The 12,050-nt window shown below is 67.9% G+C and carries 13 protein-coding genes; 6 read left to right on the forward strand and 7 right to left on the reverse strand.

Annotated elements, in window-relative coordinates:
• Nucleotides 1-15 precede the first annotated feature (15 nt).
• The 3 genes from LGM42_RS11695 to LGM42_RS11705 form a co-directional block, all read right to left on the reverse strand.
• A complete protein-coding gene (locus LGM42_RS11695) occupies nucleotides 16-729 on the reverse strand; it encodes an ABC transporter permease (protein ID WP_226232270.1) in 714 nt (237 codons plus the stop codon).
• On the reverse strand, nucleotides 726-1,415 hold the full coding sequence (locus tag LGM42_RS11700) for an ABC transporter permease (RefSeq protein ID WP_006489645.1): 690 nt from the start codon (nucleotides 1,413-1,415) through the stop codon (nucleotides 726-728). The genes LGM42_RS11695 and LGM42_RS11700 overlap by 4 nt, the downstream gene beginning before the upstream one ends.
• A gap of 228 nt (nucleotides 1,416-1,643) precedes the next feature.
• The gene (locus LGM42_RS11705) at nucleotides 1,644-2,426 is read right to left on the reverse strand and encodes an ABC transporter substrate-binding protein (RefSeq protein WP_059576902.1); all 783 of its coding nucleotides are present in this window, start codon (nucleotides 2,424-2,426) and stop codon (nucleotides 1,644-1,646) included.
• Nucleotides 2,427-2,792: 366 nt separating this feature from the next.
• Between LGM42_RS11705 and LGM42_RS11710 the strand changes: the two genes are divergently transcribed.
• On the forward strand, nucleotides 2,793-3,503 hold the full coding sequence (locus LGM42_RS11710) for a pirin family protein (RefSeq protein WP_060966799.1): 711 nt from the start codon (nucleotides 2,793-2,795) through the stop codon (nucleotides 3,501-3,503).
• Nucleotides 3,504-3,572: 69 nt separating this feature from the next.
• Here the strand turns inward: LGM42_RS11710 and LGM42_RS11715 are convergent, their stop codons facing one another.
• On the reverse strand, nucleotides 3,573-4,127 hold the full coding sequence (locus LGM42_RS11715; RefSeq protein WP_059576616.1) for a periplasmic heavy metal sensor: 555 nt from the start codon (nucleotides 4,125-4,127) through the stop codon (nucleotides 3,573-3,575).
• A 224-nt stretch (nucleotides 4,128-4,351) separates the two neighbouring features.
• On the opposite strand from LGM42_RS11715, the gene LGM42_RS11720 reads away from it, so the two are divergent.
• Complete coding sequence (locus LGM42_RS11720; RefSeq protein WP_006493394.1) at nucleotides 4,352-5,077, forward strand: response regulator; 726 nt, start codon at nucleotides 4,352-4,354, stop codon at nucleotides 5,075-5,077.
• A complete protein-coding gene (locus LGM42_RS11725; protein WP_226232271.1) occupies nucleotides 5,061-6,377 on the forward strand; it encodes an ATP-binding protein in 1,317 nt (438 codons plus the stop codon). Before LGM42_RS11720 ends, LGM42_RS11725 begins: the two co-directional genes overlap by 17 nt.
• A gap of 42 nt (nucleotides 6,378-6,419) precedes the next feature.
• Here LGM42_RS11725 and LGM42_RS11730 read toward each other — a convergent pair whose 3' ends face one another.
• The gene (locus LGM42_RS11730) at nucleotides 6,420-6,686 is read right to left on the reverse strand and encodes a hypothetical protein (RefSeq protein ID WP_011545926.1); all 267 of its coding nucleotides are present in this window, start codon (nucleotides 6,684-6,686) and stop codon (nucleotides 6,420-6,422) included.
• A 500-nt stretch (nucleotides 6,687-7,186) separates the two neighbouring features.
• On the opposite strand from LGM42_RS11730, the gene LGM42_RS11735 reads away from it, so the two are divergent.
• Together LGM42_RS11735 and LGM42_RS11740 are read left to right on the forward strand one after the other, a co-directional pair.
• Entirely contained in the window at nucleotides 7,187-8,944 is a 1,758-nt protein-coding gene (locus tag LGM42_RS11735) for an ABC transporter permease (RefSeq protein ID WP_027813839.1), read from the forward strand.
• Between the two features lie 22 nt (nucleotides 8,945-8,966).
• The gene (locus LGM42_RS11740; protein WP_059576606.1) at nucleotides 8,967-10,304 is read left to right on the forward strand and encodes an AAA-associated domain-containing protein; all 1,338 of its coding nucleotides are present in this window, start codon (nucleotides 8,967-8,969) and stop codon (nucleotides 10,302-10,304) included.
• Between the two features lie 76 nt (nucleotides 10,305-10,380).
• On the opposite strand, the gene LGM42_RS11745 is transcribed toward LGM42_RS11740, so the two are convergent.
• Together LGM42_RS11745 and LGM42_RS11750 are read right to left on the reverse strand one after the other, a co-directional pair.
• Nucleotides 10,381-10,875 carry a hypothetical protein gene (locus tag LGM42_RS11745; protein ID WP_059576585.1) on the reverse strand — a complete coding sequence of 165 codons (495 nt, stop codon included), beginning with the start codon at nucleotides 10,873-10,875 and terminating at the stop codon, nucleotides 10,381-10,383.
• Nucleotides 10,872-11,423, reverse strand: a complete 552-nt coding sequence (locus LGM42_RS11750; protein WP_226232272.1) for a hypothetical protein — start codon at nucleotides 11,421-11,423, stop codon at nucleotides 10,872-10,874. The genes LGM42_RS11745 and LGM42_RS11750 overlap by 4 nt, the downstream gene beginning before the upstream one ends.
• Nucleotides 11,424-11,712: 289 nt before the next feature.
• Between LGM42_RS11750 and LGM42_RS11755 the strand changes: the two genes are divergently transcribed.
• Nucleotides 11,713-11,922 carry a hypothetical protein gene (locus tag LGM42_RS11755; protein ID WP_081083214.1) on the forward strand — a complete coding sequence of 70 codons (210 nt, stop codon included), beginning with the start codon at nucleotides 11,713-11,715 and terminating at the stop codon, nucleotides 11,920-11,922.
• Nucleotides 11,923-12,050 lie beyond the last annotated feature (128 nt).

Below are 12,050 nucleotides of genomic sequence, written 5' to 3' on the forward strand. Positions count from 1 at the left end.
TAATCCTGCGAAAACTTACTTGCCTTGCGGGCGCAGATACGCGAGCCAGCGGCGCTCGGCCTGGCGGAACAGCCACACGAGCGTGAACGAGATCACGAGGTAGAGCAGGGCGGCGATGCCGAACGCGTGGAACGACATGTAGGTCGCCGAGTTCACGTCGCGCGCGATCTTCAGGATGTCCGGCACGGTCGCGGTGAAGGCTACCGTCGTCGCGTGCAGCATCAGGATCACTTCGTTGCTGTACAGCGGCAGCGCGCGGCGCAGCGCCGACGGCAGGATCACGCGGCGATACATCGTGAACGGGGACATCCCGTACGCGCGCGCGGCCTCGATCTCGCCGTACGACGTCGCCTTGATCGCGCCCGCGAAGATTTCGGTGGTGTACGCGCAGGTGTTCAGCGTGAACGCGAGCAGCGTGCAGTGCATCCCGTCGCGGAAGAACGCATCGAGCATCGGCGTGCCGCGCACGGCCTGCAGGCTGTAGAGGCCCGTGTAGCAGAGCAGCAGCTGCACGTAGAGCGGCGTGCCGCGGAACACGTACGTGTACAGCCACACGGCGCCCGACAGCCATTTCTTCTTCGACACGCGCGCGACCGCGAGCGGCACCGACAGGCAGAAGCCGAGGCCGATCGACATGACCAGCAGCCACAGCGTGATCGCGACACCGGTGATGCGATAGCCGTCGGTGTACAGATAGTTGCGCCAGTATTCTTGGATGAGTTCGATCATAGGTCAGCCTTGCGGACGCCGGTCGAGTAGCGCTTTTCGAGCCACATCAGCACGAAGTTCGAGATCGTCGTGATGGCGAGGTAGACGGCGCCTGCGATCAGCGTGAAGAAGAAGAACCGCAGCGTGCCCTTGCCGGCGTCCTGCGACGCCTTCACGACGTCGGCCAGGCCGATGATCGACACGAGCGCGGTCGACTTCACGAGCACCTGCCAGTTGTTGCCGATGCCCGGGAGCGCGAAGCGCATCATCTGCGGGAACATGATCCGCGTGAATACCTGCCAGTTCGTCATCCCGTAGGCGCTGCCGGCCTCGAGCTGGCCGCGCGGCACGGACAGGAACGCGCCGCGGAACGTCTCGGTGAAGTACGCGCCGTAGATGAAGCCGAGCACGAGCACGCCGGCGAGGAACGGGTCGATGTCGATCTGGTCCCAGCCGAGCGCGTCGGTCGCCATGTTCAGCCAGATCTGCAGGCTGTAGAACAGCAGCAGCATCAGCACGAGATCGGGAACGCCGCGGATCAGCGTCGTGTAGACGGTGCCGACGCCGTTCGTGACGCGGTTGCGCGACAGCTTCGCGCCGGCGCCGAGCAGCCCCAGCAGGAACGACAGCGCAAGCGAAAGCACCGCCAGCTTGACGGTTTGCCAGGTGCCGGCGAGGATCAGCGGGCCGTAGCCTTGTAGAAACATATGGGGTCCCTGGTGTGGTCCCTGGGGGCGCACGCCGTGCGCCGCGAAAGACGCGCCCGCCAAGCTGCGCGGAACGCCCCGTGCGTATCATGACCGTCCGCCCCGGCAACGGTGCCGGACCCACCCGTCGCGCGAGCGGCGGGCAAGGGGCGGGCGGCGCGTGGTTGACTGCGTGTACTGCGCGGACGCGGGGCCGCCCCCGCATCCGCTGCTTCTTCTTGTCCGCGTTCAGCGGGCCGGCGCCGAATAGACGCTGAACGAGAAGTACTTGTGCGACAGCCGGTCGTACGTGCCGTCCTTGTGCATGTCGGCCAGCGCCTGGTTGATCCTGAGCTTCAGGTCGGTATCTTCCTTGCGCAGGCCGATCGCGGTGCCGTCGCCGATCGTCTTCGGATCCTTCACTTCCGGCCCGGCGAACGCGAAACCCTTGCCGCGCGGCGTGCGCAGGAAGCCGTAGTCGGCCTGCAGCTCGTCCTGCAGCGTCGCGTCGAGGCGGCCCGTGCCGAGATCGGCATAGACCTGGTCCTGGTTCTGGTAAGGAACGATCGTCACGCCCTGCGGTTCCCAGTACGCCTTCGCGTACGATTCCTGCGTCGAACCCTGCTCGACGCCGACGCGCTTGCCTTTCAGCGACGCGACCGTCGGCCGCAGCGGCGAGCCGGCCTTCGCGATCATCCGTGCGGGCGCGTCATACACCTTGTCGGAGAAGTCGATCTGCTCGCGGCGCTTGTCCGTGACCGTCAGCGACGACACGATGACGTCGTACTTCTTCGCTTTCAGCGCCGGGATGATCCCGTCGAGATCCTGCGCCACCCACACGCATTTCACGTTGATCCGCTTGCAGATTTCCTTGGTGAGATCGACGTCGAAACCGACGATCTCGCCGCTCGGCGCGGTCGACTCGAACGGCGGGTAGCTGGCGTCGACGCCGATCCGCACGGTCTTCCACTCCTTCGCGAAGGCGCTGCCCGCCACGAGGGCGAGGGCGGCGCACAGGGCGGCCTTCTTCATTTCCATCCTTCTGTTGCTGGCTTTCCGGGGGCGCTCGCGGCCGGTCGGACCGGGCGCCGCGGCGTATTCTAGACGGCCAAAAATCGCCGATAGGCGCTCTGGCGTGGGCGGCCGCCTCGAGGGCGAACGCCAAAAGGGCGGTATTTTACCCGAACGCGATACCCGGAAAACGGCAATCCGGCGCGATCGACCGATTCCTCGATTCGGCTGTTGCGGCAGTCGTGGCATTCGCAACGAATATTCGGGCAATTGGTGGCGTGCTTGCAACAATGAGGTGCATTGGCGGCGGATTGTGGCGCGTTCGGCGCCCCCCTACAGTGGAGGTAAACCCGAACAGAACACCTGCGCCCCCGAGCGTCCACCCCCATGTTCCAGATCCTGCGCGCCGAAGACCGCTGGCACACGCGCCACGGCTGGCTCGAATCGAGTCACAGCTTTTCATCCGCCTGCCGCACCGGGCATGAGCCCGCGCCGGTGCGTCCGCCCGTCGGCGCGTTGTGCGTGCTGAGCGAGGACCTGATCGCGCCGACGCGCGGTTTCGGGATGCAGCCGCGCCGCGACGTGGAGATCGTCACTTACGTACTGGATGGCGTGCTCGCGCACCGCGACAGCCTCGGCTGCGGCGCGATCGTTCGAACCGGCGGCGTCCAGCGGATGAGCGCCGGCACGGGGCTCGTGCACAGCGAAACCAACGCGTCGCGCGACCGGCCGCTGCACCTGTTGCAGATCTGGCTGCAGCCGGCCGGGCGGGGCGGGCGGCCCGATTACGAGGCGCGGCGTTTCGCCGACGACGAGAAGCGCGGCCGGTTGAGGCTCGTCGCGGCGCCCGACGGCGGCGACGGCGCGCTGTCGATGCGGGCGGACGCGCGCATCTTCGCGGGGCTGATCGACGGCGACGAGACGACGGCGTTCGACGTGCCGGCCGGGCGCAGCATCTACGTGCACGTGGCGCGCGGCGAGGTCGAGGTCAACGGCCGCGCGCTGGCGGCCGGCGACGGCGCGCGGATCGGCGGGGCGGACGCGGTGGCGTTCGCGCGCGGCCGGCTGGCCGAGGTGCTGCTGTTCGACGTCGCCTGAAACGAAAAAGGGGACGCAGGCCGATGCCTGCGTCCCCTTCGGCGCCGCTGCGCAACGCGGCCCGCCCGCTTACTGCGCCGGCGCCGACGCGCCCTTGGCGGCCGCGCGATGCTGCTCCCAGCGCGCCTTCATCTTCTCGTGGCGCTGCTCCATGTTCGCGAACTGCTGCTTGAGCGCCGTGCTGACCATCGTCTTCTGCTGGTCGTTCAGCCCGTTGTAGAACGTGAGCCATGCGGCGGACGTCTGCTCGCGCAGTTGCGCGTTCTGCGCCTCTGCCTGCTGGCGCGCCGAATGCATCGCGCTCAGGTCGAGGATCGGCTGGTTCTGCTGCGCCTTGAACTGCTCGCGCATCTGCTCGTGGCTCTTGCGCATCGCGTCACGGTTCTGCTTCATCGTGTTGACGGCCGCTTGCCATTGCTGCTCCTGCGACGCATTGAGCTTCAGCTGGTCGTGCAGTTTCATGATCGCGCCGAACGGGCCGCCTTCATGCTCGCCGTGCATCCGGTGCATGCCGGGGCCGCCCGGCGGCGGCATGTCGTTGGGCTGCGCGGCATGCGCGGTGCCGAATGCGAGAGCGAGCAAGGCGGCGGCCGCGATGGCCACGCGGGAAGTCTTCTTATACATTTCAGAAACTCCTTGAATCCAAAGGGTCCGACGATGCGGTGCCGGGAAAGCCGGGTACCGCATCCGGTAAGACGCAGGTTAGCGATGCAGGCCCCGGCGGGTGTTACGCGGGGTGGCGGCCGGGTTACCGTGCATTACAGTTCCCTTGCGCGGTAACCCGCAGTAACCCTTTCGTCCCTTTGTTTCGTTCTTCGACTCCACCCTTGCGCGGTAAACTTCGAGCCATGACTACCCAGATCCTCATCGTCGACGACGACCAAGAACTCCGAGACCTGCTGCGCGACTATCTCGTGCGCCAGGGGATGGAAGTGTCCGTGCTGCACGACGCGGCGACGCTCGAAAAGCGCCTCGAGCGCGAGCGGCCCGACCTGATCGTGCTGGACCTGATGATGCCGGGCGTGGACGGCCTGACCGCGCTGCGCCAGTTGCGCGCGGCCGGCGACGACATCCCCGTGATCATGCTGACCGCGCGGGCGGACGACGTCGACCGCATCGTCGGGCTCGAGCTCGGCGCGGACGACTACCTCGGCAAGCCGTTCAACCCGCGCGAGCTGCTCGCGCGCGTGCAGGCCGTGCTGCGCCGCCGCCGCGCGACGCCGTCGGCCGCCGCCCCCGAGCAGCGCGAGCCGTTCGCGTTCGGCCGCTTCCTGCTCGACTTCCAGGCGCGCACGCTGTCGGTCGACGGCAAGCCGGCCACGCTGTCGAGCAGCGAATTCGCGCTGCTGAAGATCTTCGTGAACCATGCGCTGCGCACGCTCACGCGCGAGCGGCTGCTCGAGCTGCTGCATGGGCCCGAGTACGACGGCACCGACCGCGGCATCGACGTCCAGGTATGGCGCCTGCGCCGCATCCTCGAAACGGATCCGTCGACGCCGCGCTTCATCCAGACGGTCCGCGGGCGCGGCTACGTGTTCGTGCCCGACGGCGAGGCCCATGCGCAAACCCATTGATTCACTGTTCGGGCGGCTGGCGCTGCTCGTCGTCGGCGTCCTGCTGCTGTCGCACTTCGCATGGTTCTTCGCGATGCGGCTCGAGCGCAACCAGATGCAGACGCGTTATGCGGTCGAGGAGGCCGCGTTCCTCGTCGACGCGGTGCGCCAGCACGTCGCGCGCACGCCCGACCAGCCGCTGCCGTCGCGCGTGAGGCTCGTGTCGCCGGACAGCGCCGACGTGCCGAAGGGCGGCGATTCGGGGCTGCCGCCGCCGCTGAAGCGGTTTCGCGACGACGTGAGCGAGCGCATGCCGCCCGGCACGCAGGTCGAGATCGGCGCGCCCGGCCATCCGCCGGTGCTGTGGGTGAAGGAGCCGGCCGACCGCAACTGGATCGTGGTGCCCGTGCAGCCGCTGCGGCCGCCGCGCTCGCTCGACCGGATGCTGCTGTGGCTCGGCACGATCTTCTCGGCCGGCGTGATCGCCGCGCTGTTCGCCGCGTGGCAGTTGCAGCAGCCGCTGCGCTCGCTCGCGCGCGCGGTCGCGCGTTTCGGCCGCGGGCAGCCGGTGCCGCCGCTGCGCGAACGCGGCCCGCGCGAGCTGCGCCAGCTCACGCGCGGCTTCAATCAGATGGTGGAGCAGGTGTCGCAGGCCGAGAGCGATCGCGCGGTGATGCTGGCCGGCGTCGCGCACGACCTGCGCACGCCGCTCGCCCGGATGCGCCTGCGGGCCGAAATGATGGACGACGCGCGGCTGCGCGACGGCGTCGTGCGCGACGTCGACTCGATGTCGCACATCGTCGACCAGTTCCTGGTATTCGCACACGGCGGGGCCGACCGCAGCGAGCCGGTGCCGGTCGATCAGGCCTGCGAGCGGATCGCGCGCAGCTATCGTGCGGTCGCGCCGAACGCGCCGACGGTCCAGACGCGGCTGGAAGCCGATCCCGGCTTCCGGCTGCCGACGGCGACGCTCGACCGGATCCTGTCGAACCTGCTGGACAACGCGCATGCGTACGGCGCGCCGCCCGTATTCGTCGAGACGGCGCGCACGCCGGCCGGCTACGTGCTGTCGGTCAGCGACAGCGGCGGCGGCATCGCGCCGCGCGACCTCGCGGCCGCCACGCGGCCGTTCGTGCGGCTCGATCCCGCGCGCGGCGGCAACGGCCACAGCGGGCTCGGGCTCGCGATCGTCGAGCGGCTCGTGTTCAGGCTGGGTGGCGCATGCGACATCGGCAATCGCCCCGAAGGCGGCCTGCGTGTGTCGATGACGTTCCCGTTCGAGGCCGTGCCGAAGGACGAACCTCACGAACAAGCCGCATGAGCGGCTGCGGCGCCTGCCCGGCCGGGCAGGCGCCGCGCGGCTTCATTCGCCGAACAGCGTGCCGAGCGTCTCGGCCGCATTGCTGTCGATCGTGTTGTAGGTCACCGTGGTGGCCTCGAAGATATAGACGGTCGTATACCGGCCGAGGCGCTCCAGGATTTCCTCCTGCAGCGATTCCGGCACGACGTTCATGTTCAGGTACCATGCCGTGGACGACAGCCGCGTCTGGAACGACCCGTACTCCTGCATCAGTTCATAGAACGCGTCGGCATCCTGATCGCGACAGACGATCACCAAGTTTCCTGCCATTCCCTTCCTCCCGCTCGTCGGTCGATCCCCGTGGCCTGTTGACAGAGGGCCGTGCACATTGCCGCGACACGGCCGAACCGGACCCGGGGGCTAGCCCCGATCATACCTGCTTCGCCGTATCCGGCTGCTGATGCCGCACAGGGTTTGTGGCCGCATGCGGGCGGCGGGTTCACGGCCGGGCCGGATCGCGGCATAATTCGGGCCTGCGTGCCGGCCGCAGGACCGCGGCCGGGCCGTTCCGTACCGCGCGCCCGCCATCCGCCCATGCGCCGGGCACGATCCCTGCGCTGCCCGCGCCGTCCCGGACGGTTGTGCCTGAAATACAGGTTGGTGTAGTGTCGTGCCGTCGCGGCCCGGCTCGACCGGCCGCGGCCGCGTGTGCGCGCACGGCGCGCCGCGCGCGCGAAATCGCCAGTCAATCGAATTACCGCGCCCGTGCGCTTTGCCATGAATCAACATCGACTGCCGGCTTCGTTCGGCCTTACCGGGGAGGGCGCCTGATGAACGTCGGATTCTTCAATCCGAACCGGACCGCCAACGCATCCGCGTGGCGCGTGCTGCCGAATCGGTGGGACTTCATCGCCTTTCCGCTGATCATCTGCCTGATCGCGATGGCGGTGGTCGGCTTCCACGAAACGATGGCGCCGATCGGCGTGCTGCAGACGCAGAAGATCTCGCTCGATCCGTCGAACCTGCCCGAATACGCGTTGCGCACCACGCTGCGGATGCTCGCCGCGATGGTCGCGTCGCTCGCGTTCACGCTCGTCTACGGCACGCTCGCGGCCAAGAGCCGCCGCGCGGGCATGGTGCTGATCCCGATCCTCGACATCCTGCAGTCGGTGCCGGTGCTCGGCTTCATCTCGTTTACGGTCACGTTCTTCCTCGCGCTGTTCCCGAGCCGCGTGCTCGGCGCCGAGCTGGCCGCGATCTTCGCGATCTTCACGAGCCAGGCGTGGAACATGACGTTCAGCTTCTACCAGTCGCTGCGCACGGTGCCGCGCGACCTGGACGAAGTGTCGCGCGGCTTCCACCTGACGTCCTGGCAGCGCTTCTGGAAGCTCGAGGTGCCGTTCTCGATGCCGGGCCTGATCTGGAACATGATGATGTCGATGTCGGGCGGCTGGTTCTTCGTCGTCGCGTCCGAGGCGATCACCGTCGGCAACCAGACGATCACGCTGCCGGGCATCGGCGCGTATCTCGCGCAGGCGATCTCGGACAAGAACTTCGGCGCGATCGGCTGGGTGATCCTGACGATGACGGTCGTGATCCTCGCGTACGACCAGTTCCTGTTCCGCCCGCTCATCGCGTGGGCCGACAAGTTCCGGATGGAGAACACCGCGTCGGGCGATGCGCCGCAATCGTGGCTGCTGGACCTCGTGCGCCGCACGCGGCTGATTCATCAGCTGCTCGTGCCGGCCGGCTGGTTCTTCGCGAAGGCCGCGCGGATTCCGCTGCGCCTGCCGCTGTCGGGCGCGATGCGCTTCACGCTGCCGAAAGTCGAGAAGAAGGCGTCGCGCACGGTCGACATCGCGTGGGCCGGGCTCGTGCTGATCGGCACCGCCTATATCGTGTGGCGCGTCGTCAGCTTCGTCGCCACCGGCGTGACGATGGCCGAAGTCGGCCACGTGCTCGTGCTCGGGCTCATCACGCTGCTGCGCGTGGTCGTGCTGATCTCGATCGCGTCGGTGATCTGGGTGCCGATCGGCGTGTGGGTCGGGCTGCGCCCGAAGCTGGCCGAGAAGCTGCAGCCGCTCGCGCAGTTCCTCGCCGCGTTCCCGGCGAACCTGCTGTTCCCGGTGTTCGTGATCGTGATCGCGCGCTTCCACCTGAACGCGGACATCTGGCTGTCGCCGCTGATCGTGCTCGGCACGCAGTGGTATATCCTATTCAACGTGATCGCCGGTGCGACGTCCTACCCGAACGACTATCGCGAAGCGGCGACCAACTTCCGCATCCGCGGCTGGCAGTGGTGGCGCCAGGCGATCCTGCCCGGCATCTTCCCGTACTACGTGACGGGCGCGATCACCGCATCGGGCGGCGCGTGGAACGCGAGCATCGTGTCCGAAGCCGTGCAGTGGGGCAGCACGCGGATCGAGGCGCACGGCCTCGGCGCCTACATCGCGCAGACCACCGCCGCCGGCGATTTTCCGAAGATCATCCTGGGCATCGCCGTGATGTCCCTGTTCGTCACCCTGTTCAACCGCCTGCTGTGGCGCCCGCTGTATGCCTTCGCCGAAGCGAAGCTGCGGCTCGACTGAGACCGATTGAGAGCGAAACGCGATGCACAATCCGAATGCTGTAAACGCCCCCGTCCAGACGTCCCAGCCGCCGCGCCCCGGTGAAGAAATCCTGCGCGTCGAGCACGTCTGCCGCGGTTTCAACAAGACACAGGGCGAGCTGCTCGTGCTCGACGACGCGAACCTGTCGCTGCGCGAAGGCGAGATCGTCGGGCTGCTCGGCCGGTCGGGTTCGGGCAAGTCGACACTGCTGCGCATCATCGCCGGGCTGATCGAGCCGACCGGCGGCGAAGTGACATACCTCGGCAAGCCGCTGCGCGGGCCGGCCGAGGGTGTCGCGATGGTGTTCCAGACCTTCGCGCTGTTCCCGTGGTTGACCGTGCTGCAGAACGTGGAAGCCGGGCTCGAAGCGCTCGGCGTCGGCGCGCGCGAGCGGCGCGAGCGCGCGCTCGCGGCGATCGACCTGATCGGACTCGACGGCTTCGAGAACGCGTACCCGCGCGAGTTGTCGGGCGGCATGCGTCAGCGCGTGGGCTTTGCGCGCGCGCTCGTCGTCGACCCGACGATCCTGCTGATGGACGAGCCGTTCTCCGCGCTCGACGTGCTGACCGCCGAGACGCTGCGTACCGACTTGCTCGATCTGTGGACGCAAGGCCGCATGCCGATCAAGTCGGTGCTGATCGTCACGCACAACATCGAGGAAGCGGTGTTCATGTGCGACCGCATTCTCGTGCTGTCGTCGAACCCGGGCCGCGTGATCGCGGAGATCAAGGTGCCGTTCAAGCACCCGCGCAATCGTCTGGATCCGGCGTTCCGCAAGCTCGTCGACGACATCTACGCGAAGATGACGGCCCGCCAGACCGGCGAGGCGACGAAGAAGGGGCTCGAGCTCGGCAGCTGGCTGCCGCAGGTGTCGACCAACCTGATGGCCGGCCTGATCGAGACGCTCGCGATGGCGCCGTACCACGGCCGCGCGGACATGCCGGAAATCGCGCGCACGCTGCACCTCGAGGTCGACGACCTGTTCCCGATCGCGGAAGTACTGCAGTACCTCGGCTTCGCGGACGTGCGCGAAGGCGACGTGTTCCTGACGCCGCCGGGGCGCGTGTTCGCGGAGTTCGGCACGCAGGAACGCAAGCTGATGTTCGCCGATCACTTGCTGAAGCACGTGCCGCTCGCCGCGCGGATCAAGAAGGTGCTGAACGAGCGCCCGGGCCATCGCGCGCCGCGCGTGCGCTTCGAGCAGGAGCTCGAGGATTTCCTGTCGGACGGCGCGGCCGAGGAAACGCTCGACGCGGTGATCGACTGGGGGCGGTACGGCGAGATCTTCTCGTACAACGACCAGACCGAGATCTTCAGCCTCGAGGACGTCGAGTCCTGATGCGATCGGGGAGCTCGGTGTAACTACGCATCGCAGAATCCGAGGCGCCACGCATGATGCGCGGCGCATCGCACCGTTACTGCAAGTTCCCCCACCGATCGACTGCCGGTTCCGCCGACGCCCACTTCCAGTGCGTGCCTTGCTGGCACGCATTCGCGAAATACCAGTCGGCCTTGTCGCCGTCCTTCACCGAGAACGCGAATTCCTTGCACAGCGCGAGCGCCGACGAGTACGCGCGCGTGACGCGCACTTCGCCTTCGCCGTTTTCCAGCGGCAGCGTGTTCTTCACCTTCCACGGCTTCACTTCGCCGACGGCGAGGCTGCCGGCTGTCTTCGCGATCGCGTCCTGCTGGTTCTGATGAAGCTGCTTCATCGTGCGGTTGACGGCTTCGTCGGTCGCGGCCTGCACGGCAATCCCGACGCCCACGCCGACCGCCGGGTTCGCGGTGACGAGGCCCGTCGCCGCGCCGGCCAGCGCACCGCTCGCCGCGCCGACCGAGCCGCAGCCCGACAGCGCGAGCGTCGCCGCGCACAGCGCGCCGATCGCCGCGATACGGATCGCCACGCTCATTGCAGCGCGCCCCAGCGCTCGGTCGCCGGTTCCGCCGACGCCCATTTCCACACGGGGCCGTCGCGGCAGATGGTGGCGACGTAGAACGCCGATTGCGCGGGCTTGTCGGCCTTCGCCGGCGTATCGACCGCGAACACGATTTCCTTGCAGTCGAGCGGGCCGACGCTGATCATCCGGCTGACCGTCACGCGGCCCTGCTCGTCGTCCTCGATCGGGAACGAATGGTGCGTCGCCCACGGCGCGACGCCGCCGACGTCGAGCGGGCCGGCCGCCTTCGCGATCTGTTCCTGCGTGTAGCGGTGCGCGACGCGTTGCGTGTACTGGACGCCCGCCCGTGCGCCGGCGACGGCGCCGAGGCCGATGCCGGTGGCGACGGCGGCGTTGTTGGTGACCTTGGAGGCGATCGCGGCGCCCGCGATACCGGCGCCGGCCGTCGCGCCTTCGCTGTACAGCGAATTGCAGCCGGACAGCAGTGCGGCCGCGGCGATCACGGCCAGCACGACGCGCGCCGGCGTGGCCCGACGCGGCGATTCGAAGCGAATGTTCATCCCTGAGTGCAAGTCCTGTCTGGGTGAGCGGCGACGCATGCACGCTCCTGATGCCGCGTCATTGTTTCGCAATTGTCATGGGAAAACTGCAAAGCTTTGACAAATCGCCGTGCGGCGGGCCGCGTGCGCGCGGGCGGCGTTATTGTCGAATAGATGAACGACGAGGGGTCGAAACGTTACAAATTGAAGGTAATTGTTACCTTCGGATGCGATCGCGCGACCTAGACTGTTTTGTTATGGAATGTTTCTACGACGGCCTCGAGCCGCGCCGCATATGAGACACCTAGCCATGCGCCGTTCGAAACGGTTGTCACACCGGCCACCCGACGCGGCGGCCGGCCATCCGGAAGACCGCCCGCGTCCGCGGACCGACGCGCCATCGGCCCCGCCCGCGGGCGCGCCGGACGAGGCGCCGTCGGACGGCGATCACAACCAGGGTGGTGCTCGCCCGGAAGGGCTCGACTATCAACGCGACCTCGGTCAGGAGCAGGACGCTTGATACGGTCGTCGCCGCATTCCACCGCCGTATTTCATTGCAATTCTCGGAACTGAGTCGCCGCGCGGCCGCCTTCGGGCCGCCGCGCCTGCTTTGGCGCGCGTCGCGCGTCAGCCAATCGAATCGAGGAG

This window comes from Burkholderia sp. AU39826 (genome assembly GCF_020419965.1).
GTDB classification, from domain to species: Bacteria; Pseudomonadota; Gammaproteobacteria; order Burkholderiales; family Burkholderiaceae; genus Burkholderia; species Burkholderia semiarida.